The sequence below is a fragment of the Clostridium sp. FP1 genome (genome assembly GCF_011065975.2).
Taxonomy (GTDB): domain Bacteria; phylum Bacillota; class Clostridia; order Clostridiales; family Clostridiaceae; genus Clostridium_AD; species Clostridium_AD tagluense.
The window spans coordinates 1,939,374-1,964,804 of sequence record NZ_JAAMNJ020000001.1; the positions used below are offsets into that span (position 1 = coordinate 1,939,374).

A 25,431-nucleotide genomic window follows, 5' to 3' on the forward strand; every position below is an offset into this window, starting at 1 on the left:
TTCTAAGCCTTCATGGGTACACATAGAAAATAATATTCATAATTGAATTAAGGAGATATGGAATGTTTAGAAAATTGTTACCTAGATTTAGAGACAAAGAAATATATCACGACATAATTGAAAGTTTAGTAACAGCTCTTGAAGCAAAGGATAATTATACAAGTGGTCATTCAGAAAGAGTTGCATCCATGAGTTATGAACTTTCAAAAGGCTTTGGAATTAAAGGAAGTGAACTTCAAAACATACATATAGCAGCGCATCTACATGATATAGGTAAAATAGGAGTTCCGGATAAAGTCTTAAACAAAAACGGGAAGTTATTGCCTCACGAGTGGGAATATATAAAAATGCATCCTAAAATAGGTTTTAATATTTTAAGCAAATCAAAAAGATTAAAGTATATAAGTAAAATTGTTCTTTATCATCATGAAAGATGGGACGGTAAAGGGTATCCAGAAGGACTATCTGGAATTACTATACCACTTGGATCAAGGATAATTGCAGTATGTGATTCAATTGATGCTATGACATCTGAAAGGCCTTATAGAAAAGCTATGGACTTTGAAGAATGCATTAATGAAATAACTATTAATACAGGATTAATGTTTGATCCTGTGGTAGTTCAATATATAGTAGACAACATGAATACTGTAAGAAAGTTTTTAGATTCTAAAAACAGTCAAGTATAGGATACCTTTATATTTATAAAGGTAATAGGAATATGGGTGCTAATAAAATATTTTGTTTATTAGACAAGATTTAAAGGAAAGGGAAGTGGTAAAATGTTGATCAAAATATTAAAGTCATTGGCTAAAGGTGGGAGATACTCAAATAAATTAATGGCTATAGAATTAGGAGTAGATGAAAATTTAATTGAGCAGATGATAGATAAGCTTTTACATATGGGATATATTGAAAAAGAAAAAATTAATAGTTGTGGAGATGGGTGTGGTTGCTGTTCTAGTAAAAAAAGTTGTGGCGCAGGTAGTAAAAGTATAGATATTAACATATGGAAAGTTACAGAAAAAGGTAGAAAAGCAATATCAAACTAAATGTGTGTTTGATGTAAATGCAAATAATATTTTGAATACGAAATTAATGGAGGTTGTTTTATGAAAATAGAAGAGTTAAGTAAATTTTTAAAGATTGTAGATGATTATGATGACCTGGAATACCTATTTTCAGTAATAATACGTAATGCGGCACCAACTATAAGAAAACATAAGACGTCCTCTTTAATTAATTTCAGTAATAGTAATAGAAATTTAAATAATATATGGGAAAAATATAAAAATGAAGTGAAAGATAAACTAGATGTTGATTACTTTGAATTGAAAAAGGATACAACAAATACCTTTGTACTATTTTATAATAAAGAAAAGATTAATCTAAGTATAAGGGATAAGAAAAACATGGAATTCTTAAAGAGATTTGGATACAAGGAAAATATGGATATTAAGCAATGCTTGTCACTTTTAGGGGAAAGATTTCAATATATGTGCCCTCATGAAATTGGGGTTTTTCTAGGATACCCTATAAAAGATGTGACATCCTTTGTTGATTATCCCAATACTAAATGTAAAATGGTAGGCTATTGGAAAGTATATCATGATATTGAAAGTGCAGAAGTTATTTTCAGTAAGTATGATGAAATAAAGCATTCTATTATACAATTAATGATGAGAGGGATGAAACCCACAGAACTATTAAATCATCATCTGCGATGCTGCAATTAACGACTTCAGAAGGAGATTTAGGCTCCCAGTGAAGTTTTCTATTTGGTATAGCTTCTAACTCCCACTTATAGAAGTGGGAGACTTTCCTTCTGAAATGTCGTTAAAGAAAAATACATTGAATTTAGTAACCATCTAAGCTCTTGATTTATCAAGAGCTTTTTTGATTTAAATAAATAAGTTATTGAAATTAGGTAACCAACATTTTATGTATGTTAATCCATGTGAAAAAAAATATATTTGTGATACACTAAGTGTATGAAATTTTATGAGGGGGTAATTATAAATGAATAAAAAAATGCCTGTATTATTTATTGGACATGGTAGTCCCATGAATGCAATTTTAAACAATTCCTATACGGAAGCTATTTGTAAATCAATAGAAAATATACCAAAGCCAGAAGCAATTTTAGTTATTTCTGCTCATTGGGAGACCGAGGGTACGTGCATTACAGTAAGTGATTCGCCTAAACAGATTTATGACTTTTATGGGTTTCCTGAGGAACTGTATAATATCAAATATAACCCAGCTGGTGCTAAAAAATATGCTGAGATGGTTGCGACGGAACTTGCAGATTCTAATATTATGCCCACTGAAAAATGGGGGCTGGACCATGGGGCTTGGTCTGTATTAACACATATGTATCCCAAAGCTGATATACCTGTATTTCAAATGAGCTTAAACAGGTTAGGTGATGCGAACTACCATTATAACCTTGGAAAAAAACTATCTGTGCTTCGTGAAAAAGGAATTTTAATAATAGGAAGTGGAGACATAGTCCATAACTTAAGAATTATGAATTATGAAATGGAGGCAAAACCCTTTGACTGGGCATCTGAATTTGATAATTATATTTCAGAGGCTATTGTAAGTAGAATGCATGATAATATTATCCACTATGAAAAATTAGGTAAAAGTGCTGAATTATCTGTACCTACTAAAGAACATTATTTGCCCTTACTTTATATAGCGGGATTGCAAGAAGAATCAGATGAAGTTAATTTTATATATAAAGGTATACAACATAGTTCAATGTCTATGACCAGTATACAAATTGGTTAACAAAAGAAAAGGCTGTAAAGTTATTATAACTTCACAGCCTTTATTATTAAAGTAAAGGGGGACTTCACTTTAATTTACTAACCTATAAATATATATTAACATAAAATTGTTACGGCATTATTAAGAATATGTGTAGTATTTGTTAAATGTTTGATGTTCACAAGAGTATCGTATTTAAACCTATTAATTTGTATAAGGAAGAACCTTTACAAAATTTTTTATTTTCTTATTTTTCATGAAAATGACGGTTCTAAAAAAAAATTATTCAATTTTAGCTTATAATTTTGATTTATAGATAAATTTATACTATAATAGATAAAACTACTTAAAAAATCAAAAGAAGGAGGGTTAACATATGAAATATATTGTAGTACTAGGAGACGGAATGGCAGATTACCCTATGAAAGAATTAAATAACAAAACACCGATTCAATATGCGAGTACTCCTGCTATTGATTATATGGCAAAGCACGGTATTATAGGTATGGTTAAAACTGTGCCAGAAGGTATGCCTCCAGGCAGTGATACAGCTAATATGGCTGTCTTTGGCTATGATTCCTTTGTATATTATAGTGGACGTTCACCTTTTGAAGCAGCAAGCATGGGAGTCCCTATGCTAGATACAGACATTACCTTTAGATGTAATTTGGTAACTTTATCTGAAGGTGAGCCTTACGCGGAAAAGATTATGCTGGACCATAGTGCCGGTGAAATAACAACTGAGGAATCAGCGGAATTAATAAGTGCACTAAGTGAGTATTTAAGCACTGAGGCAATAAAATTCTATCCAGGTATTAGCTATAGACATCTTATGATATGGGATAATGGGCCATACGAATGGAAGCTTACACCACCACATGATATTCTGGGTAAGAAAGTAAAGGATTATATGCCTAAGGGTCTAAATAGTGAAGTAATTGAAGAAATGACAAAGAAAAGTAGTCAATTTCTATCTCAGCATGATATAAATAAAAAAAGAGTGGCAAAGGGATTAAATCCAGCTAACTCCATATGGATTTGGGGTGAAGGTAAAAGACCTCTTTTATCCAATTTTAATGAAAAATATAATTTAAAAGGTTCAGTGATTTCTGCAGTTGATTTAATAAAAGGCATAGGACTTTGTGCAGGCTTAGATATTATTGATGTTGAGGGAGCCACTGGGAATATTAATACTAATTATATAGGCAAAGCAAAAGCCGCAATGGCTGAGGTTGCAAAGGGAAATGATTTTGTTTATATTCATGTTGAAGCTCCAGATGAATGTGGTCATAGATATGAAATAGAAAATAAATACAAAGCCATAGAATACATAGATAACAAAATAGTAAAGGTTATTAAAGAAGAAATGGATAGATTAGGTGAAGATTATAAAATGATAATACTTCCGGATCATCCAACGCCTCTATCTCTAAGAACACATACAAGTGATCCTGTTCCATTTTTAATATATCAAAGTAATGACGAGAAGGACAATCCTAATGGATGTTATGATGAATTTGCGGCAAAAGACACAGGTCTATATTTTCCAGAAGGATATAAGCTAATGGATTATTTTTTAAAAGGTATTAGGTAGGAGGAAGTTAATAATATGAAACAAATATATTATAAGAGTACTAGAGGAAATGAAAAGGCAGTAACCTCTGCAGAAGCTATTGCAAGGGGACTTAGCGAAGATGGTGGGCTTTTTGTACCCACATCAATACCGAAGTTAAATACCCAGCTTAAAGATCTTATGCATATGAATTATAAACAGTTAGCATTAACTATAATGAGAGAATTTTTAACGGATTATAAGGAAGATGAGTTAAAAATGTGTATAGATAAGGCTTATGATGAAAAATTTGATACTACTATTATTGCACCCCTAGTAAAATATGGTGGAACATATTTTTTAGAGCTATACCATGGATCTACATTAGCATTTAAAGACATGGCATTATCAATACTGCCATACTTATTAAAAACCGCAATAAAAAAGCTGAATAATGATAAAGAGATGGTTATTCTTACTGCTACCTCTGGGGATACTGGAAAGGCTGCCTTGGAAGGATTTGCAAATGTTGCGGGTACAAAGATAATAGTATTTTTCCCGGAGCAGGGTGTAAGTGAGATTCAAAAAAGGCAGATGGTAACACAAACTGGAGATAACACCTTTGTTATAGGCATTAATGGAAATTTTGATGATGCACAAAATGGAGTTAAACAGATGCTTACGGATGCTAATCTTCTAAAAAAATTAGAAGAGAAAAATAGTATGTTTTCATCAGCTAATTCAATAAATATAGGAAGGCTAATACCTCAGGTTGTATATTATTTTTATGCGTATACACAGCTTTGTAATAGAGGGGACATTGAAATAGGAGAGGAGATAAATTTCTCTGTTCCTACTGGTAATTTTGGCAATATATTAGCGGGATATTACGCAAAGAAAATGGGATTACCAATTAAAAAATTAATTTGTGCTTCAAATGAAAATAAGGTTTTATTTGAGTTTATAAATACCGGCATCTATGATAAAGTAAGGGATTTTGTAATTACTATGTCTCCTTCAATGGATATATTGATTTCAAGTAATCTTGAAAGGTTGCTATATTCTATTAGTGGACAAGATGCAGCAGTGATAAAAAACCTTATGGAAGACCTTTCAGTAGATGGTAAATATGAAATTGATAGCATTATGAAAAAAGGGCTAGTAGACTTCTATGGAGGTTACGCAAATGAAGAAGAGACGGCGTATGCAATAACCGAAGTTTATAAAGCTAATAATTATGTAATTGATACACATACAGCAGTTTCCTATGCGGTTTATCAAAAGTATTTAAAAGAGACAAAGGACACTACAAAGACAGTTATTGTCTCTACTGCAAGCCCTTATAAATTCACACCAGATGTTATGAAATCAATAGATGCAAAATATGTAGGATTAAATGACTTTGAATTAATAAAGCAGCTGAGTAGAATGACTAAGATTGATATTCCAGCAGGCATAGTGGATTTAGAAAAGCGACCTGTGCTTCACAAAACTAAATGCGCAAAAAATGAAATGCAAATGCAAATAGAAAAGATACTTAACATATAAAATTATAAAACAGTAAGGGGCATAAATTATGGAAGTTATAGTTGCAAAATTCGGTGGAAGCTCATTATGTGATAGTGAGCAATTCAAAAAAGTAAAAGATATTGTTTTGTCCGATAATAGGCGGGCCTACGTTGTACCATCAGCTCCGGGTAAGCGAAACAGTGGTGATTATAAAATCACAGATCTTTTATATTTATGTCATGAACATGTGGAAAAATCACTACCCTTTGATGAATTATTTAAATTAATTGAAGGAAGATATACTATTTTATGTAGTGAATTAAATCTTTCCATAGATATTTTAAAGTATTTAAGAGAACTTAAGGAAAAAATAATTAATGGAGCTTCAGAAGAGTATGTAGCAAGTAGGGGGGAGTATTTTAATGGTTTAATACTCGCTGAATATTTGGGGTATGAATTTATTGATGCTGCTGAGATTATTGTTTTTAAGAAAAGTGGACGTTTGGACGAGAAAGCAACCTATGATGCTGTAAATAAGCGATTATCAGTGGTAAAAAAAGCAGTAATACCAGGATTTTATGGTGCTTCCAGAGATGGTGAAATAAGGACCTTCTCAAGAGGTGGCTCAGACATTACAGGAGCAATAATTGCTAAGGGTGTATGGGCGCTAGTTTATGAAAATTGGACAGATGTATCTGGTTTTTTAATGGCAGATCCCAATATTGTGAGTAACCCCAAACATATTGAAGAGGTAACATATAAAGAACTTAGGGAACTTTCATATATGGGTGCAAATGTTTTTCATGAAGAGGCAATTTTTCCTGTTAAGAATAATGGAATTCCAATAAATATAAGAAATACTAATAAACCATTAGACAAGGGAACTTTTATTTTGAATGATAAATTAGAGGTTAAAGTTGGAAATATTACAGGTATAGCAGGAAAAAAAGATTTTACAGTAATGGCAATTGAAAAAACATTGATGAACAGGGATAAAGGATATTGTCGCAGGATTCTTTCTATTCTTGAAAATAATAATGTAGCCTTCGAGCATATGCCATCGGGGATAGATTCAGTTTCATTGGTAATTGACGATGCGGAGCTCGACAATAAGCTGGATATAATATTAGAAGAAATTGAAAATCAATGTAAACCAGATTCATTAATAGCCTATCCTAATATGGCCTTAATAGCAGTAGTTGGAGAAGGCATGATAAAGACTAAGGGAATATCTTCTAGATTATTTAGTGCCTTATCGAAAAATGATATAAATATTAGAATGATAAATCAAGGATCTAGTGAGCTCAGCATTTTTGTTGGTGTAGAAAATGAGGATTTTGAAAATGCAATTAGGGCTGTGTATAAGGCCTTTGAGAATTAATAATCACTTCATTTGATGTAATAAATTTAGACTACGAGGGGGAAAGCGATATGGAAAAGGTAAAGATAGCAATTTTAGGTTTTGGGAATGTTGGTACAGGTGTTTGGAAAATACTTAAGGAAAATAAAAAAGAAATAATGAAACGTTCCAATTACGAAATAGAGGTAGCTAAAATACTAGTAAAAGATATAAATAAAAAAAGAGATATTGCTATATCTAAGGAAATATTAACAGACAATATTGATGATATTATTAATGATGAAAGTATTAAAATTGTGGTTGAACTTATTGGAGGACGCGGTGAAGCAAAGCAGTATATGATACGTGCTATGAAAGCTAAAAAACATATTGTAACTGCTAATAAACTAGTTATTGCAAACTGGAGCGATGAGTTATTTAAAATAGCTGAGGAGGAAAAGGTTTTATTTTATTATGAAGCAAGTGTGGCTGGTGGAATTCCAATAATACGGGAAATTAATGAGAGTCTTACAGCCAATAGAATTCAGCAGATAATTGGAATTATAAATGGAACAACTAATTATATATTAAGTAAAATGACTAATGATGGAGTCGGCTTTGAGGAGGCATTAAAAGAGGCTAAGGAAAAAGGTTATGCTGAAGCAGATCCGACCTCTGATGTAGATGGCTATGATGCGGTGTATAAGCTTGCTATAATGGCATCATTATCCTTTGGAACTAAAGTTAATCATGATGCTATTTATAGAGAAGGAATAAGAAGTATTAGTTCACTGGATATAGAATATGCTAAAAAATTTGGTTATACAATAAAATTACTCGCAATAGCAAAGGAAGAAAATAATAAATTAGAGCTAAGAGTACATCCAACTCTAATACCCTCAAATCATCCTATGGCAAATGTAAATGATGTCTTTAATGCCATTATGATAAAAGGCAATGCAGTGGGAGAACTAATGTTATATGGAAAAGGAGCAGGAGATTTGCCAACTGGAAGTGCAGTTGTAGGTGATATAATATCCATACTAAGAAACAATGTAAAGCCAGCGGAAATAAGTGAGGTAAGCGAGGAAGCTAATTTTAAAGAAATAAAAAAACCAGAAGAAAATGAAGCGGAATTCTATATTAGACTTAATGTTAAAGATAGAGCAGGAGTTTTAGGAGATACAGCAAAAGTTTTTGGTGAAAACAATGTTAGTATTATATCCATGACTCAAGATGTAAAGCATGAGGATGATGTACCACTAGCATTTATTACTCATAAAAGTACAGAAAAGAATATAAGAAATTCCCTTGAAAAAATAAAATCACTAGAAAATGTAAACAGAGTTGAAAGTATAATAAGGATAGAGTCATTTAATTAAAGAAATTAAAAACAAAAGTTGGTAACTATATTACCAACTTTTGTTTGCTAATTTTCCAAAAGTAATTTTTTGACAAATAACTCTAGTATGTTATACTATTTATATTAAAAAAGGATCAAATTAATATTTGTTAAATATTGATAGTTAAAGGAATGAATAGCATTTTTACAATCGCAAATAGAATTAAAGAATAGACAAATTAATATATAAAGTAGGTGAAAGTATGGAATTTCTAACCATTGGTGAAAAAATTAAAAACTTGAGAAAAATTCTTGGAATAAGACAGGAAGAATTAACGTCAATAGGTGTATCTAGAAACTTTATCAGCATGGTTGAAAATAACAAAAGAAAACTAAGCTTAAAAACTGCAGAATTGCTTATAGAAATATTTAAATCAAAATCAAAAGAAATTGGGACAAATTTAGATATAGATGAAAAGTATCTACTAAAAAGTCCACAGGAGGAAGCTATAGAATATTGCAATGAAAAAATAAATGATATCTTATTAATCGATGAAATTGATAAATTAATTGATATATGCAGTCGGTATAGTTTGTTAGATATCTTATCAACATTGTATGTAAAGAAAGGAAATATATTATATAGCCATGGTAAATGTGGTGAAGCATTTACTTATTATTATGATGCTTTAATCTTTTATAATAGTATTAATAGTATAGAAGTGAAAGCTTTTATTTACAATAAATTAGGGAAATGCAGGCTGCAAATGTTGGAGTACTTTGAAAGCTTAAGCTTTTTTACAAAGGCATACAATTTATCAGTTATAGGAAATTACAAACTAGTTGAAAGGAATTCGCTATATAATATGGCACTAGTATATAAAAAATTAAATAAAATAGATGATGCGCTTGAGCATATAAACAAGTACATAGATATATGTGATTATGATATAGATTTTTTTGATATAATTGATGCTAGAGTTTTGGAAGCAAACTGTTATTTTTCTAAAAATCAGTACAATAAATCTATACAAATTTATAAAGAGACATTAAATAAAAAGGATCAATTAAAATATCCAATGTTAGGAAATATATATAATAATTTAGCATTAGCATACTTAGAAGTAAATGATTGTGAAAATTCATTGCTTTATTTTGATAAATCACAAGAACTAAGAGAAGCAAGTGATAAATCCAACTTGCATCGTACTTTAATAGATAAGTCTAATGTGTTTATAAAAAATAAAATAGTGAATGAAGCTACAAATCTTTTAACAAAAGGATTTCATATGTCAGTTGCATATAAGGATTTAGAGTATACAATATCGAGTTTTAATATGCTTGAAAAAATATATATAGATTTATGTGATAATAAGAGGTTAATTTACTTATACGAAGAAATGTTAGACATATTGAGTTCTAGAGAGAATATCCAATCAATACTATTGATTTATATTAAAATATCAAATAAGTTAGCGCTTATAAATATTGAAAATAATGACATGGAAAAATGTAAGAATAGATTAAAAACTTTGAATAAATTAATAAATATGTAACTGATTTTACGGGGAATATGGTTTCATATTACAATTTATGTTATAATGTACTTAAATGTAATGTTTACATTATATTAAAAAGGGGGGAATAGTATGAATAAAAAGTTTTTAAGAAATATGATTTGTTGTATTATTTTAGTTGCAGCAGTCTCGGCATTTGGAATAATAAAAACTATGACTACAGATGACCCAGGTCCTAAAGGATTTAATGTTACATCAGTTCACAACGTATAAACATAGGTATGTAAAGTAGAATTTTAAAATTTTAATGTTTAATAAAAAAACAAGTAACCCTATATTAATATAGGGTTACTTGTTTTTTAATTTACGCCTACAGCATTCCAAGCTGCATTTATAGCAGCAACTTCTGATCCACTTGCACCGTAAAGATCTGTTGCAGATTGAACAAGTGCAACTCTTGCATCGTGGAAGTTAGAAGTAGAAATTAAGTAGTTAGTTAAAGCCCTGTAATAAATTTGTTCTGCTTTATTAATACCTACATTAGGATTGGAAGCTGTAAGGTAACAGGCTTTATTTGGAATTCCACTATTTGTATGAACTCCACCCCAATCGCCTTCTTCAGTATTAGGAGAAACTACAAATTTACTCATATGATCTGGATCGCCATATTTAGCTGGATTGGAAATGTCTCTTAATGCATCGCCAGCTACGTTAGGTGTCCAAACATCTTCACCCATTAGCCAATCAAATTTGTTAGCTTGGCCATAATATTCGATGAATGCACCAAAAGCATCTGACATAGATTCATTTAATGCTCCAGATTGAAATTCGTAAGTAAGATGCGCTTCCTTTTCATCTACGGCATGGGTCATTTCATGACCAACAACATCTAAAGCACCAGATAATGCAATAGCCTCAACTCCATCTCCATCTCCATAAACCATTTGAGTTCCATTCCAAAAAGCATTTACATAATCTTTAGAGAAGTGAACTGTAGATTTAATACCCATACCTAATCCATCAAGACTATTTCTATTGAATTTAGTTTTATAATAATCATATACAACGCCTGCATAGGCATGTGCATCTACAGCTGCTTTATCATTAATTGTGCTTGTAGTTGAAAAAATCGTAGTTCCGGGTATTTTAGTGCCGTTAGAGGCAGTAAAAGTGGTTATAAGAGCACCTTTGGTAGTGTCTTTTAATTGATATTGAGTCTTGCCACTTACAGTAACATTGTCAAGGTTTAATGCTTTGGTATCGCCAAGTACACCGAGGCCTGTTCCTGTAGCCGCAATAGGTTCTATTTTATTGACTTGTTTTACTATAGTTCCATCTTCAGCATTTATAAAGAAGTCCCAATATCCTGGTGTTGGAGATAGGAAACTTAATGAAACTAAATAAACAGGAATATATTCATCATTTACATTGTAATAGAAAAGTTTGATGGTTGGAGCTGTTTCAAGTTCGTCAAATTTAACTTGTGCTTTTGCAATCTCAAGAGCTTTGTTTTGACCTATAAAAGGTGCTTTATTTATTTTAACATTTTTTGCATTAACATCATATTTACCATTTATAGCGTATACTTCACCATTTTTATTAAAGTGAACGACATATTCATTACCATAAATTGGAATGCCTTTTACCATTTGTTGAGTTTTGATATGTTTAAACCCCAAGTTGTCATCACTTGATTTTAGTTCTTTCAATTCATTTACAGGATCTTCAATTCCATAATTATTTTCTTTGAAGAATTGTTGTACACCTTTCATGTCCTTTGACAATTGTTTTGATAATTTTCCAGTTTCAAAACTTGGTGGATTGACCTGTGATGCATTCCCTTTAGCTTGTACAGGAAGTGCAAAACCTGAGAATAATAATGATGAAATAATAACTAAAGAAACCAATTTTTTTGATAACAAAGTAAAAACCCCCTTATATTTTTATATTTTATTATAAATCAAATATCGCAAAAATGTAACTAAAATATTTCGACATCTAGTTACATTAGTAGTTTCAAATAAAAAAAACTGTTAAATAATCGACATTTTTTTTATTACAAATTAAATATCATAAAGTGCAACTAAAAAAATACGACATTTAGTTACATTTATAGCTTAAAATAAAAAAAAGTTGTTGATTATTCAACAGCTTTTTTAATCTATATAAAATATATAAGAGGTGTCTCTTTATTTTTTTGTAAAATAAAAAACATCTCATCTTACTAAAGGATGAAATGCAAATAGTATAGTTAGTGGTATTTTTTTATTTCCATACCTAATGGGTTAACAATAAAGTAACTTTAGAATATAAAGAAAGTGTTCAATAAAGCAATTTGCATTAATAAACACTTGTAATTCTTAATATGGTTTTACAATTTTATACAGCCGCTTTTGATTTTTCGGTGTATTGTGCAAGGATTAACTCCTAGTTCTTTAGAAGCGGTTACGACGGAGCCATATTTTTCTATGGCTTTTGGTATCATTATTTGGTCCACTATACCATATACCGTGTTTAGATTACTATGACCATTTATTGTAACACTAGGCATTTCATTTAAAGGATTTTCAGGTTCGCTTAGGTTCATGAATATGCTAAGGTCATCCTCGCTGATAACATCATTAGCTGCAAGGACAATTAACCTTTCTATCATATTTTTAAGTTCTCTTATGTTTCCTGGCCAATCATATTTATAAAGTATTTTTATTGCTATTGGTGAAAATCTTAAACATCTATTATATTTTTTATTATAAAAATCAAGGAAATACTTAATTAAAGGAAAAATATCTTCTTTTCTATCTTTGATAGGCGGAATTTTAATTGGTATAACATTAAGGCGATAATATAAATCTTGTCTGAATCTTTTACTGTTATGAAGTTCCGCATCAGATATATTTGTAGCACTAATATATCTGATATTTAACCTTATAGGTGTTGTTCCACCTATTCTTGTGAATTCATTTTCCTGTAATACCCTGAGGATTTTTGTTTGCATTGGCAATGGCAATTCGCCAATTTCATCAAGGAAAATGGTACCTCCATGGGCTTCTTCTAAAAGACCTTTTCTACCACCTCTTTTAGCACCAGTAAAGGTACCCTCTTCATATCCGAAAAATTCAGATTCTAAAAGTTCCGAGGGGATTGCGCCACAGTTTATTGTAATAAAAGGTTTTTCGCGTCTAGAACTATAGTTATAAATCATCCTAGCAATAATTTCTTTACCAACACCAGATTCTCCAGTAATAAATATGGACGAGTCATAAGCAGCTGCCCTTATGACCATCTTTTTGATATTATCAATAACCTTACTTTGGCTAATATATTCTATAGTTTCAGGTTGTTTAATATCCAGATTTATGCTTGTTTGTAATTTTATCAATCGGGTAATATCGCGACCGGTAAGTACGCCACCCTTTAGATCGCCATTATTATGGAAAAAAGGTATAGCTGTGTAGGCAAGGGTTTTTCCACTTGGATATTTAACATTTCTATAAATTTTCTCTTTAATTTTTAGCATATCGATAATAATAGGGTCCTTTACCAAACCTCTTTGTGATATCTCATAAATGCTTTGACCAAGCGCTTCGCAGCGATTAAAGGGCAAAAGCACATCACAAAGTTCATTCATTTTTTCGATTATACCCAGTTCATTGAAAATAACAATTACCTCATCAATATCATTTATAACATTCTCTACGGTTTTATTATTAATAACAGAACTATCAAACATATAGATAATATTAAGTGAATTACTTTGGGCAGTTAGTCTATGTATGCTAACAGGACAAAGGAGGCCATTTATTAAAATACTGCGGTGACTAGTTCCCTTTTCTAAAATATCTTCATAATTGAAATCTATATCAAGGTCTTGTATATTTTTTAGAATTTTGATTTTTGCATACTCAAAAAAACTATTCATTATGCTATTAGTATATAATACCTGTCCAGTACTATTGCATACAATTATAGGATTATATATTTTGTTTAACATATCTTCTGAAATAGTATTCATATAACACCATGCCTTTCAAGATAAAATAAAGCCTTTGAATTATAAAAAAATGTTAATTTAATAACATTATAATAACATAAATTTCTGAACAAAGCTAGAAAATCTTGCAAAATGCAATGAATAATTGCATTTTGCAAGATGTTTGAATAAATTATCTTTTAAAAGCTTGTTAAAAAATAGACTTAGTGTAGTTTTTTAAACAAGTAATAGTTGGCACAACTTTTGCTAATGTATATAGTGTGTAAAAGTTTACAACACCTAAAAGTTTATAATGCATAAACATATATAATACTTAAATGCAAAAAAATATTGAAAGGATGATTAAAATGGATGATAACAAATGGTTATTAAAAGGAATTAAAGTTGTTGAATTTGCAACCTTCATTGCTGCACCATGTGCTGCTAGAATGCTTGCTGATTGGGGTGCAGATGTTATTAAGGTAGAGCCTATTTCTGGAGAAAACATGAGAGGTATTGGTTCAGTATACTCATCACCTTGCCAGGAAGATGAAAATCCTTGGTTTGAAAATGAAAACTTCAATAAAAAAAGTATTTGCGTTAATGTAAAATCTACAGAGGGTATGGAAGTATTTCATAAATTGCTTGAAAAGGCAGATGTTTTTGTCACAAATGTTAGAGTGCAAGCTCTTGCAAAACTTGGATTATCTTATGAACAACTTAAAGAAAAATATCCTGGTTTAATATTCGTCCAAGCTTTAGGCTATGGAGAAGAAGGTCCACTAAAAGATAAACCTGGATTTGACTACACATCATATTTTGCAAGAGGTGGTGTTATGTCTTCACTTATGGAAAAAGGTACTACGCCAACAAATGTTGCTGCAGGCTTTGGTGATCACTATGTAGGCATTGCTCTTGCAGCAGGTGCATGCGCAGCTCTTGTGAAAAAAGCTAAAACAGGCACAGGAGAAAAGATAACAGTAAGTCTTTATCATATGGGTATTTATGGACTAGGATCTATGATTATGTCTGATCAATATGGAAATAAAATGCCAATGTCTAGACTTAGTCCAAACTCTCCTGTTTGTAATTCATACCAATGTAAGGATGAAAAATGGATTCAATTAGCATTAATACAATATGATCAATGGATTGAAAGATTCTTTAATGCTATTAATAGAGAAGATTTAATGAATGATGATAGATATAATACCCGTAATGGAATGGTGGAAAATGTTGAGTCAATGGTTACTATTGTTGCAGAGGCAATGCTTAAAAAAACTCTTGCGCAGTGGGAAAAAGTTCTTATAGAATGTGATATTCCTTTTGAAAGAGTTCAGTCTTGCGCTGATATTGCTGTAGATGAACAAGCTTGGGCAAATGACTATTTAGTAAAGAAAACCTATGATTCAGGTAATGAAGGTATTTTAGTCAATTCACCTGTTAAATTTGGAGAAATGGGTATTAGGGAAATGACTCCTGCTCCAAGACTTGAAGAAAATACAGATGAAATCTTAAGTTCAATTGGATATAATATGGAAGAAATTCAGACTTTGAAATCAGGCAAACTAGTTAGATAGGTTTAGTGGAATTGTTAGTAAGGTATATTAGGAGAAATAGACATTCAAATAAATTTGCTATTTATTTGAATGTGCCTAAATAGGAAAGGACAGGATAGTATGTATACAATGGGACTCGACATAGGCTCTACGGCAACCAAAGGTGTAATTATTGAAAATGGTGTAAAAATCGTGGCTACTGCAACTATATCTTCAGGTACAGGCACTACAGGACCTGCAAGGGCGTTGAAAGAATTATTTGGGAAGCTGGATATTTCACGTGGGGATATTGAAAAACTAGTAGTAACTGGATATGGAAGAATGAAATATTCGGATGCTGATAAGCAAATTAGCGAGCTGAGTTGTCATACAAAGGGAGTTAACTTCTTAGTTCCTAGTGCTAAAACCATTATAGACATTGGTGGACAAGATGCAAAAGCATTAAAGCTTAATGAAAGTGGTAAGTTAGTTAATTTTGTTATGAACGATAAGTGCGCTGCTGGCACAGGAAGATTTTTAGATGTTATGGCAAGAGCACTTGAAGTTAATGTTTCAGATTTAGGTGATTTGTCTTCTAAATCTACAAAGGAAATTCCTATAAGTAGTACCTGTACTGTTTTTGCAGAATCAGAGGTGATTTCTCATTTATCCAATGAAGTAGCGATTGAAGATATTATTGCTGGTATTCATGCTTCAGTAGCTAAAAGGGTTTCTAGTCTTGCAAAAAGAGTAGGTATCCAGGAAAGTGTGGTAATGGTAGGTGGGGTGGCAAGAAATAGTGGGGTTGTTAGAGCTATGGAAGCAGCTCTTGAGCTTGAAATTGTTGTACCAGATTTAGCACAACTTACTGGAGCGTTAGGGGCAGCTTTGTATGCATTCGATGAACTTAAAAATAATGAAATTGAAAGCGATGAAATTGAAAACTAATCAAGGGTTTGAGGAGGAGAAAAATGAGCGATAAATTATCATCAAAAGAAGTAATAAGCAATTTATTAGCAAAGCAGTACGAAAATGCATTTGAGGCTAAAGCAAAGGGTGAACCTGTAGGTTGGTCCACATCTGTATTTCCTCAAGAGCTTGCGGAGTGTTTTGGGCTTAGTGTATGCTATCCCGAAAATCAAGCAGCAGGAATAGCTGCAAAAAGAGAATCTTTAAAATTATGTGGTATTGCAGAGGACACAGGATATTCTAATGACATATGTGCTTATGCAAGAACTAATTTTGGATTTCTTGAAAATGGCGGTTGCGAAAGCTTAGATATGCCTCGTCCTGACTTTCTATTATGTTGTAACAACATTTGTAATCAAGTTGTTAAATGGTATGAAAATATCTCTAAGGAATTAAATATACCACTTATTTTGATTGACACTACATTTAACAATGAATATGAAGTTAGTCAGGAAAGAATAGATTATTTAAAAGGTCAATTTGATGAAGCTATTAAACAGTTAGAAGTAATTTCTGGAAAGAAATTTGACCCTAAAAAATTTGAAGAGGTCATGAAGATTTCTACTAAAAACGGTAAGCTTTGGAAGTATTCAATGAGTTTACCTTCAGCAAAACCATCCCCTATGAATGGGTTTGATTTATTCAACTATATGGCAGTTATTGTTTGTGCAAGAGGTAAACAGGAAACAACTGATGCTTTTGAACTATTAATTGCAGAATTAGAAGAGCGAATTAAAAATAAGGAAACAACGTTTAGGGGAGAAGAAAAATTTAGAATCATGATGGAAGGCATACCTTGCTGGCCATATATTGGGTTTAAAATGAAAACATTATCAAAATATGGTGTTAATATGACGGGGAGTGTTTACCCTGATGCCTGGGCTTTAGAGTACGAAGTTAACGATCTAGATGGTATGGCTAGAGCCTATAGTAGTATGTTTAATAATGTAAATTTAGAAAGAATGACTAAATTCAGAATTGATTCTCTAAAATCAGGTGACTGCGATGGTGCTTTCTACCATATGAACAGAAGCTGTAAACTGATGAGTTTGATGCAATATGAAATGCAAAGGAAGGTGTACGAAGCTACCGGTTTACCTTATGCGGGTTTTGATGGAGATCAAGCAGATCCAAGGAATTTTACAGAGGCTCAATTTGAAACAAGGATACAAGGTTTAGTTGAAGTAATGGAAGAAAGAAAAATAACTGGAGGTAATGACTAATGAGTAGCTTTGAAAGTATTTTATCTCAGATGAAAGATGTTGTTAATAATCCAGGAGCAGTGGTGAAATCATATAGAGAAAAAGGTATCAAGGTAGTTGGATGTTTCCCTGTTTACTGTCCTGAAGAGCTTATTCATGCTGCTGGAATGTTTCCAATGGGTATTTGGGGAGGATCTACAGACATTGAATTAAGTAAACAATATCTCCCAGCATTTGCTTGTTCAATTATGCAGTCTTGCCTTGAATATGGATTAAAGGGAGTCTACGATGATTTATCAGCGGTTATTATACCTGGTATGTGTGACACGTTAATATGTATGGGCCAGAATTGGAAGGTAGCTGTTCCACAGGTTGAATATATTTCACTTGTTCATCCTCAAAACAGAAAAATTGAAGCTGGCATTGTGTATTTAAAAAGTGAATACAATAATATCAAAAAAAGATTAGAAGAAATTAGTGGTTGCATAATTACAGAAGAAAAATTAAATGAAAGTATTGAGATTTATAACGACTATAGAAAGACCATGAGAGAATTTGTAGAAGTAGCTGCAAAGTATCCCAATATTATTACTCCAATAATTAGAAATACAGTCATTAAGAGTGCTTTCTTCATGGAAAAATCGGAGCATACAAAATTAGTGAAAGTTATTATTTCAGAAGTAGAGAAAATGCCTGCTGAAAAATGGTTAGGAAAAACAGTATTATTATCAGGTATATTAGCAGACTCAGAAGAGTTACTGAGCATTCTCGCTGAAAATAATATTGCAGTAGCTGCAGATGATTTAGCACAGGAAACAAGACAATTTAGATTTGACGTTCCAAAAGGAGCGGATGCAGTAGATAGATTAGCAAGATTTTGGTCCATTTTTGAGGGCTGCTCCTTGGCATATGATCCTGAGAAAAAACGTGGAGCTATTATAACCCAGCAAATAAAAGAAAAAAATATTGATGGTGTTATTTTCTGTATGATGAAATTCTGTGATCCTGAGGAATATGATTATCCACTAATTAAGAAAGAAGTGGAAGCAGCAGGAGTTCCTACTTTATATCTTGAGATAGATCAACAAATGAAAAATAATGAACAAGCTAGAACTCGTGTTCAAACTTTTGCTGAAATGCTAAGCTTATAATTTGAACATGATTATATAAAAATAATGCTATATCAAAGTTGAAATGGAGGATATTATTATGTTATTTAAAAAAGAACATATACTTTTACAAAAGGCAGTTAGAGATTTTGTAAAAAAAGAATTAGACACACTGCCAGCGGAGATGGATAAGACTGGTGTGATGCCAAGAGAATTAATGGATAAACTGGCAAAGTATAAATTTATAAGCACAATAGTTCCAAAAGAATATGGTGGAGCTGGTGCAGATTATGTTTCATATGCAATAGTTATGGAAGAAATCAGTAGAAAATGTTGCTCTACAGGTACATTTGTTACTGCTGGATCATCTCTTGTTGCATTACCTATTATGAATTTTGGTACAGATGCTCAAAAAGAAAAATACTTAAAACCTTTAGCTTTAGGCGAGCAAATTGGCGCCTTTGCTTTAACTGAACCAGGTGCAGGTTCAGATGCAGGTGCACAGCAAGCAGAGGCTGTGTTAGATGGAGATAACTATATTTTAAATGGTAGAAAGTGCTTTATTACTAATGCTCCTATTTGTGATTTTGCCATAGTAATTGCTATGACTGATAAATCTAAAGGTGTACGTGGTACTTCAGCATTTATAGTAGAAAGTAGTTGGGAAGGATTCTCTCATGGTGCTCATGAGGACAAGATGGGTATTAGAGGTACAGAAACTTCTGATTTAGTTTTCCAAAATGTTGTGGTTCCAAAGGAAAATTTAATAGGCAAAGAGGGTATGGGATTTAAAATTGCTATGAATACTCTTGAAGCTGGTAGAATCGGTGTTGCAGCGCAAGCTCTTGGGGTTGCTCAAGGTGCTTTAGATGAAGCTATAAAATATACTAAGCAAAGAATTCAATTTGGTAAAACATTGTCTAAATTCCAAAACACTCAGTTTACCATAGCTGACATGGAAACTAAGGTATGTGCAGCTAGATTATTAGTTTATGATACTGCAGAAAAGAAAGATGCTCATATGAAAATTGAAAAAGAAGGATCTATGGCAAAATACTATGCAGCAGAGGTGGCTAATGAGGTTGCTTATAAAGCACTACAACTTCATGGTGGATATGGTTATATAAAGGATTATCCAATTGAAAGAATGTACAGAGATGCTAGGATTTTATCTATTTATGAAGGTACATCACAAGTACAGCAAATGGTAATCGCAGCCAGTGTTTTAAGATAGAAATAAGATAAAAATTTTTATACTTGGAGGTATATATTTTGAAAATATTAGTTTGTGTAAAACAAGTACCAGATACTACAGAAGTTAAAATTGATAAAGAGAAAGGAACCCTTATTCGCGAGGGTGTTCCAAGTATTTTAAATCCAGATGATGCTAATGCATTAGAGGAAGCTCTTAAAATAAAGGATAAATATAAAGATGTTACAGTAACTGTGGTTTCCATGGGACCACCTCAAGCAGATTATATGCTAAGAGAATGTTTAGCTATGGGTGCAGATGATGCGTTTCTTTTAAGTGATAGAGCATTTGGTGGTTCTGACACCTGGTCAACATCTAATGCAATAGTAGCAGGTATCAATAAAATAGGACAATTTGATATAATTTTTGCAGGAAGACAAGCAATAGATGGAGATACAGCGCAGGTAGGACCTCAGATTGCTGAAAAACTGCATATGTCACAAGTTACATATGTTCAGAGCCTTGAAATTAAAGGTAATGAATTAGAGGTACAAAGGCAACTAGAAGATGGATATGAGATTATTAAAGTAGATATGCCTGTATTATTAACAGCAGTTAAGGAGTTAAACGAACCTAGATATATGTCAGTAGACAAAATATTTGATGCATATAAAAAAGAAATTGTGGTTTTAGGCTTTAAAGATATTGATATTGATTCAAGTCAAGTAGGATTAAAAGCTTCACCTACTAAAGTATTTAAATCATTTACACCACAACCTAAGGGAAAGGGCGTAATGCTTGAGGGAACATCTAAGAAAAAGGTTGAACAATTAGTAATGGCCCTAAAACAAAAACACATTATATAAGTGATTTGCAATAAATAAATTGCATAATACTGAATTTATGGAAAAACAAAATACATTATATTAGTTGGAGGTAAACATGGATATGGATTTAAGTTTATATAAAAATATATGGGTATTTGCTGAGCAAAGACAAGGTAAAATTTCTCCGGTTGTAGTTGAGCTTTTGGGAGAAGGTAAAAAGCTTGCTAATGAAGTTGGGGTTGAATTATGTGCTGTGTTACTAGGAAAAGATGTAAATGGACTTGCTAAGGAATTAATTTCTTATGGTGCACAAAAGGTATATGTAGCAGATAGTTCTCTTTTAGAAAACTATACAACAGATGCTTACACAAAAGTTATTTGCGATGCTGTAAATCAATTTAAACCAGAAATAATGCTACTTGGAGCAACCCATATTGGTAGAGATTTAGCTCCTAGGATGTCATCTAGATTAGACACTGGTCTAACAGCAGATTGTACAAAACTTGAAATTGACCCAGAGGATAAAAAAATCATGCAGACTCGTCCTGCTTTCGGAGGTAACATTATGGCCACTATTATTTGCCCAAATAACAGGCCGCAAATGTCTACTGTAAGACCAGGTGTTATGGATAAAGCTCTAAAGGATGAATCAAAAGTTGGGGAAATTATTAATTTAGACTTTAAATTGTCAGAGAAGGATATAAGAACAAAGGTAATTAAAACTGTAAAAACTAATAAGGATATGGTATCTTTAGTAGGTGCTAATGTCATTGTTTCTGGAGGCCTTGGTCTTGGGGATGAAAAAGGCTTTGAAATGCTTAAAAAGCTTGCAGATAAATTTGGTGGAGTAGTTGGTGCTTCTCGTGCAGCTGTTGATGCAGGATGGATTGATCATTCTCATCAAGTAGGTCAAACCGGTACAACTGTGAAACCTACTGTTTATATTGCTTGTGGTATTTCTGGTGCTATTCAACATCTTGTTGGTATGCAGGAAGCAGATGTAGTAATTGCTATCAATAAAAATCCATCAGCTCTGATTTTTGGAGTAGCTGACTATGGTATTGTTGGAGATGTATATGATATAGTTCCAATGCTTACTGAGGAATTAGATAACGTTGATGAATTAGTAAAAAGGTTAAATGCATAAATAAAATGTAATAAGTATTGTGAATGAGAGTTAAATAAAGTAGGGGGCTATTTTATGAATACTAAAAAAATGATGCCTGCGTATTTTGCAGTAGCATTTGTATGGTTTACAACTCATTTTGGGGGTGGGTTTGCATCAGGAGCACAAGTAGTGCAGTATTTTGTAGCATATGGATGGTATGCTGCATTTTTACCAATAGTTTCGCAAGCATTGCTTGCAGTTATTTTTTATTACGCTTGGAAATTTGCATTGGATAAGAAAAAGTATGATTATAAAAGCTGGACATTAGAATTTTATAAACCTGTGGAAAAAGTAATGTCACCAATATTTGAAATTATATATCAATTACTCTTGATAACTGGTACAGCTATTGCATTTGCAACTGGTGGAGCTACTATCACAGCTGTATTTGGAACAAGTTATATCATTAACACTATTGTTATCGCAGTAGGAATGTTGCTTTTGACTATATTTGGGGCAAAACTAGTAAGAGATGCGGCTTCGGTTATGGCTATTGCTATTATTGTTGGTATGCTTGTTGTATACGTACCTAATGTAATTGCAGCATGGGGTGACATCACCGCGAATATTGCAGGTCTAAAGTCAGGAGCGATAGTTAATGATGCTTCCTTTGGATCAGCTTTATGGAAAACATTAATGTATGCAGGTTTTCAGGCTGCTGCTCTTGGGGCTTATTTAGCCCACTCAAATGCTTTAAAAGATGTAAATGAGGCTAAAAAAGCAGCAATATGGGGATTTGTATTAAATGCATCCATACTTGCTATATCCACATTAGGTATAATGGGGTTTTATAAGGACGGTATATTAAAAGAGACAGTACCAGCATTATTTGTTGTTATGCATGGTGTGGGATCTTCATGGATGACCCCTTTGATATCAATATTAGTAATTTTAGGATCAATATCTACCGGTGTAAACTTAATATTCGGAATAACAAGTAGAGTAGTTACTTTCTTAGCTAGAAATGATACTGATGCTATAAAAATTGAAAAAGAAACTAAGAGAAGTGCGTTAGTTTCTCTTGGATATGTAGTATTTACATGGTGTGTAGCTCAGTTCGGACTTATACCACTTATCGCAAAAGGGTATGGAACAATAGGATATATTTCAATATTTGTTATTATATTACCACTGCTTATAAAAGGTATTATAGGATGGAAACCAGTGAATAAAGATAAAGATATTGCATTATAATAGATGAATTAGAAGTTAACATAAAATCAGATATAATCATCTCCTATGATATCTGTGTGTTTATTTTTAATATAAAAGGAGGAAAATTAAAATGAAATTAATTATGTTTAGTGCAAGAGAAGATGAAGCCAGTGCTGCTAGCACTTGGGGCAAAAAACGTGAAGTGGAAGTTCAAAATATTTCAGAACCTTTATCATTAAAAAATATTCATTTAGTAAAAGGATTTGATGGAGTATGTCTTTGTCAAACAAAGAAGATGGAAGATGGAATTTACAAAGGATTAAAAGATGAAGGAATAAAACAAATTGCATCACGAACAGCTGGAGTTGATATGTTCGATATGGTGGAGGCAACAAAACATGGATTATTTATTACAAACGTGCCTGTATATTCACCTAATGCAATTGCTGAATATGCTATAACTGCTGCACTTAATATTGTTCGCCATGTGAATCATATTAAAGTAGCCATGAAAGAACAAGATTATCGTTGGAGAAAAGAAATTATATCTAAAGAGATAAGATCCATGACTGTTGCAATTATTGGAACGGGCAAAATTGGACGTATAACAGCTCAAATTTTCAAGGGGTTTGGTGCAAAAGTTATAGGATACGATTTATACCCTTGTGAAGAAGCTAAAGAGTGTATTGAATATGTAGATACTCTTGAAGAGGCTATTGCACAAGCAGATTTAATTTCATTACATATACCAGCTACAAATGATAATTTCCATTTATTCAACAAAGAAATTTTTGATAAGATGAAAGATGGTGTGTTTTTCGTTAATACAGCTAGAGGGACAATTGTTGATACAAAAGCGTTAATAGATGCTTTAAACAGTGGCAAAATTGCGGCTGCAGCTTTAGATACCTATGAAAATGAATTTAATTATTTTACAAAAGATTTTTCAGGTAAGGAAGTTGAGGATGAGATGCTAAAAGAACTTACTCACCGTGATGATGTATTATTAACACCACACATAGCATTTTATACTGAAACAGCAGTTAAAAACTTAGTTGAAGGCGGATTAGATGGAGCTTACGATATTCTTAAAAATGGTACTAGTAATTATATTGTAAACTAACTATAACAAATTTGATTAGGCTTTAGATTATTAATATTTACTAGAATAAAGGTGCTATTCAAATGAATAGTACCTTTATTGTTCTTAAGTTCGTCAAATCTTTCCTCGGAAAAATCATTATAGGTTTTCTTATAAATTTTCAATAGCTTAAAACTCGCTATAAATTTCACTTAGTATATCAATTAGCTTATCTTTATCAACTCCTATATAATGTGCTTCTATAATTATTTTCTTCATATGGTCTTTAATTTCTTTCATTTTTTCTTCATCCATTACAGGTTCAAAATTTTCCACTACAAAGGTTCCTTTTCCTCGTATAACTTCAACTGCCTTCATTCGCTCTAGCTCATTATATGCTTTGCTTATAGTATTAGGGTTAATAGCTATAATTGAGGCAAGTTCTCGTACAGAAGGCAGTTTATCTCCAGGTTTCAATATTCCTTTTATTATATTTTCCTTTATTTTCTCAATAATCTGTTCATAAATAGGTTTGCTGCTTCTGCTGTCGACATTTATCAAGGGTTCACCTTCTTTTAAATAATATTTTATTAGCTTGAGTGCACTATGTGTATTACCTCATATAGTGTACTTATAAATATAGTACACTACATTTACATTGTCAAGTAACATTTGTGAAATATTACAATTTTTATAAAAAAATATTGTATAAATATTACAAATTTATGTTGACTATTCCTAATTACAGTTGTAAACTAAATTTAGAAATTACAATTGTAATCGAAATGGAGGCGAGAAATGATGTATGAAATTCCCAAAATATCAAATTCTGAATGGGAGGTTATGAAAATAATATGGAATCATTCAGAAATTACATCAATTAATATTATTCAGCAGCTAAAGGATAAAGCACAGTGGAAACCAGCTACAGTTAAAAGTCTAATAAACAGATTATTAAATAAAAATGCAATTGGATTTAATAAATTAGGCTATGAGTATTTATATTTTGCTTTGGTATCAGAAGATGAATGTATAAAATCAGAAAGTAAGTCTTTTATTGATAGGGTATTCAATGGCTCTATTAAATCAATGCTCTTAACCTTTGCAGAGTCAAAAGAAATATCTGAAACGGATATAGAGGAGCTGAAAAACATACTAAGCCAATCAATTAAAACGAAAGGTTGAT

23 protein-coding genes are annotated in these 25,431 nt (G+C 31.8%); 20 read left to right on the forward strand and 3 right to left on the reverse strand.

What is annotated here, in order from left to right; genetic code table 11:
* Positions 1 to 62 precede the first annotated feature (62 nt).
* From G9F70_RS09360 to G9F70_RS09405, 10 genes are all read left to right on the forward strand, one after another.
* The gene (locus G9F70_RS09360) at positions 63 to 689 is read left to right on the forward strand and encodes an HD-GYP domain-containing protein (protein ID WP_164945708.1); all 627 of its coding nucleotides are present in this window, start codon (positions 63 to 65) and stop codon (positions 687 to 689) included.
* A 93-nt stretch (positions 690 to 782) separates the two neighbouring features.
* A complete protein-coding gene (locus tag G9F70_RS09365) occupies positions 783 to 1,052 on the forward strand; it encodes a FeoC-like transcriptional regulator (protein WP_164945707.1) in 270 nt (89 codons plus the stop codon).
* A gap of 60 nt (positions 1,053 to 1,112) precedes the next feature.
* Positions 1,113 to 1,736, forward strand: a complete 624-nt coding sequence (locus G9F70_RS09370) for a DUF3793 family protein (protein WP_164945706.1) — start codon at positions 1,113 to 1,115, stop codon at positions 1,734 to 1,736.
* A 283-nt stretch (positions 1,737 to 2,019) separates the two neighbouring features.
* Positions 2,020 to 2,796, forward strand: coding sequence for a 4,5-DOPA dioxygenase extradiol (gene ygiD, locus G9F70_RS09375; RefSeq protein ID WP_164945705.1), 777 nt, complete (start codon positions 2,020 to 2,022; stop codon positions 2,794 to 2,796).
* A gap of 355 nt (positions 2,797 to 3,151) precedes the next feature.
* On the forward strand, positions 3,152 to 4,369 hold the full coding sequence (locus G9F70_RS09380; protein ID WP_164945704.1) for a cofactor-independent phosphoglycerate mutase: 1,218 nt from the start codon (positions 3,152 to 3,154) through the stop codon (positions 4,367 to 4,369).
* A gap of 15 nt (positions 4,370 to 4,384) precedes the next feature.
* Positions 4,385 to 5,875, forward strand: a complete 1,491-nt coding sequence (thrC, locus tag G9F70_RS09385) for a threonine synthase (protein WP_164945703.1) — start codon at positions 4,385 to 4,387, stop codon at positions 5,873 to 5,875.
* A 28-nt stretch (positions 5,876 to 5,903) separates the two neighbouring features.
* Positions 5,904 to 7,217, forward strand: a complete 1,314-nt coding sequence (locus G9F70_RS09390) for an aspartate kinase (RefSeq protein WP_263484285.1) — start codon at positions 5,904 to 5,906, stop codon at positions 7,215 to 7,217.
* Between the two features lie 50 nt (positions 7,218 to 7,267).
* Positions 7,268 to 8,557: a homoserine dehydrogenase gene (locus G9F70_RS09395; RefSeq protein ID WP_164945702.1), complete on the forward strand. Its 1,290-nt coding sequence runs from the start codon at positions 7,268 to 7,270 to the stop codon at positions 8,555 to 8,557.
* A gap of 223 nt (positions 8,558 to 8,780) precedes the next feature.
* Complete coding sequence (locus G9F70_RS09400) at positions 8,781 to 10,073, forward strand: helix-turn-helix transcriptional regulator (protein ID WP_164945701.1); 1,293 nt, start codon at positions 8,781 to 8,783, stop codon at positions 10,071 to 10,073.
* A gap of 93 nt (positions 10,074 to 10,166) precedes the next feature.
* Positions 10,167 to 10,307, forward strand: coding sequence for a hypothetical protein (locus G9F70_RS09405; RefSeq protein WP_164945700.1), 141 nt, complete (start codon positions 10,167 to 10,169; stop codon positions 10,305 to 10,307).
* Positions 10,308 to 10,393: 86 nt separating this feature from the next.
* Here G9F70_RS09405 and G9F70_RS09410 read toward each other — a convergent pair whose 3' ends face one another.
* Positions 10,394 to 11,956 carry a M4 family metallopeptidase gene (locus G9F70_RS09410; protein WP_164945699.1) on the reverse strand — a complete coding sequence of 521 codons (1,563 nt, stop codon included), beginning with the start codon at positions 11,954 to 11,956 and terminating at the stop codon, positions 10,394 to 10,396.
* Positions 11,957 to 12,405: 449 nt separating this feature from the next.
* Positions 12,406 to 14,046, reverse strand: coding sequence for a sigma-54 interaction domain-containing protein (locus tag G9F70_RS09415; RefSeq protein ID WP_164945698.1), 1,641 nt, complete (start codon positions 14,044 to 14,046; stop codon positions 12,406 to 12,408).
* 326 nt (positions 14,047 to 14,372) lie between these two features.
* Between G9F70_RS09415 and G9F70_RS09420 the strand changes: the two genes are divergently transcribed.
* The 9 genes from G9F70_RS09420 (at position 14,373) to G9F70_RS09460 (ending at position 24,287) form a co-directional block, all read left to right on the forward strand.
* On the forward strand, positions 14,373 to 15,584 hold the full coding sequence (locus G9F70_RS09420; RefSeq protein ID WP_164945697.1) for a CaiB/BaiF CoA transferase family protein: 1,212 nt from the start codon (positions 14,373 to 14,375) through the stop codon (positions 15,582 to 15,584).
* Positions 15,585 to 15,683: 99 nt separating this feature from the next.
* Positions 15,684 to 16,490: an acyl-CoA dehydratase activase gene (locus G9F70_RS09425; RefSeq protein ID WP_164945696.1), complete on the forward strand. Its 807-nt coding sequence runs from the start codon at positions 15,684 to 15,686 to the stop codon at positions 16,488 to 16,490.
* Positions 16,491 to 16,513: 23 nt separating this feature from the next.
* The gene (locus tag G9F70_RS09430) at positions 16,514 to 17,734 is read left to right on the forward strand and encodes a 2-hydroxyacyl-CoA dehydratase subunit D (protein WP_164945695.1); all 1,221 of its coding nucleotides are present in this window, start codon (positions 16,514 to 16,516) and stop codon (positions 17,732 to 17,734) included.
* On the forward strand, positions 17,734 to 18,864 hold the full coding sequence (locus G9F70_RS09435; RefSeq protein ID WP_164945694.1) for a 2-hydroxyacyl-CoA dehydratase subunit D: 1,131 nt from the start codon (positions 17,734 to 17,736) through the stop codon (positions 18,862 to 18,864). Before G9F70_RS09430 ends, G9F70_RS09435 begins: the two co-directional genes overlap by 1 nt.
* Positions 18,865 to 18,922: 58 nt before the next feature.
* Positions 18,923 to 20,056, forward strand: coding sequence for a putative isocaproyl-CoA dehydrogenase AcdB (acdB, locus tag G9F70_RS09440; RefSeq protein WP_164945693.1), 1,134 nt, complete (start codon positions 18,923 to 18,925; stop codon positions 20,054 to 20,056).
* A 38-nt stretch (positions 20,057 to 20,094) separates the two neighbouring features.
* Positions 20,095 to 20,880 (forward strand): electron transfer flavoprotein subunit beta, encoded by a 786-nt coding sequence (gene etfB / locus G9F70_RS09445; protein WP_164945692.1) that lies wholly within the window; start codon positions 20,095 to 20,097, stop codon positions 20,878 to 20,880.
* A 76-nt stretch (positions 20,881 to 20,956) separates the two neighbouring features.
* Positions 20,957 to 21,988 carry an electron transfer flavoprotein subunit alpha/FixB family protein gene (locus tag G9F70_RS09450; protein WP_164945691.1) on the forward strand — a complete coding sequence of 344 codons (1,032 nt, stop codon included), beginning with the start codon at positions 20,957 to 20,959 and terminating at the stop codon, positions 21,986 to 21,988.
* A gap of 54 nt (positions 21,989 to 22,042) precedes the next feature.
* Positions 22,043 to 23,203, forward strand: coding sequence for a hypothetical protein (locus G9F70_RS09455; RefSeq protein WP_164945690.1), 1,161 nt, complete (start codon positions 22,043 to 22,045; stop codon positions 23,201 to 23,203).
* Between the two features lie 91 nt (positions 23,204 to 23,294).
* The gene (locus G9F70_RS09460) at positions 23,295 to 24,287 is read left to right on the forward strand and encodes a D-2-hydroxyacid dehydrogenase (RefSeq protein WP_164945689.1); all 993 of its coding nucleotides are present in this window, start codon (positions 23,295 to 23,297) and stop codon (positions 24,285 to 24,287) included.
* Positions 24,288 to 24,434: 147 nt separating this feature from the next.
* Here G9F70_RS09460 and G9F70_RS09465 read toward each other — a convergent pair whose 3' ends face one another.
* Complete coding sequence (locus G9F70_RS09465) at positions 24,435 to 24,806, reverse strand: GntR family transcriptional regulator (RefSeq protein WP_164945688.1); 372 nt, start codon at positions 24,804 to 24,806, stop codon at positions 24,435 to 24,437.
* A 240-nt stretch (positions 24,807 to 25,046) separates the two neighbouring features.
* On the opposite strand from G9F70_RS09465, the gene G9F70_RS09470 reads away from it, so the two are divergent.
* Positions 25,047 to 25,430, forward strand: coding sequence for a BlaI/MecI/CopY family transcriptional regulator (locus G9F70_RS09470; protein ID WP_164945732.1), 384 nt, complete (start codon positions 25,047 to 25,049; stop codon positions 25,428 to 25,430).
* Position 25,431 lies beyond the last annotated feature (1 nt).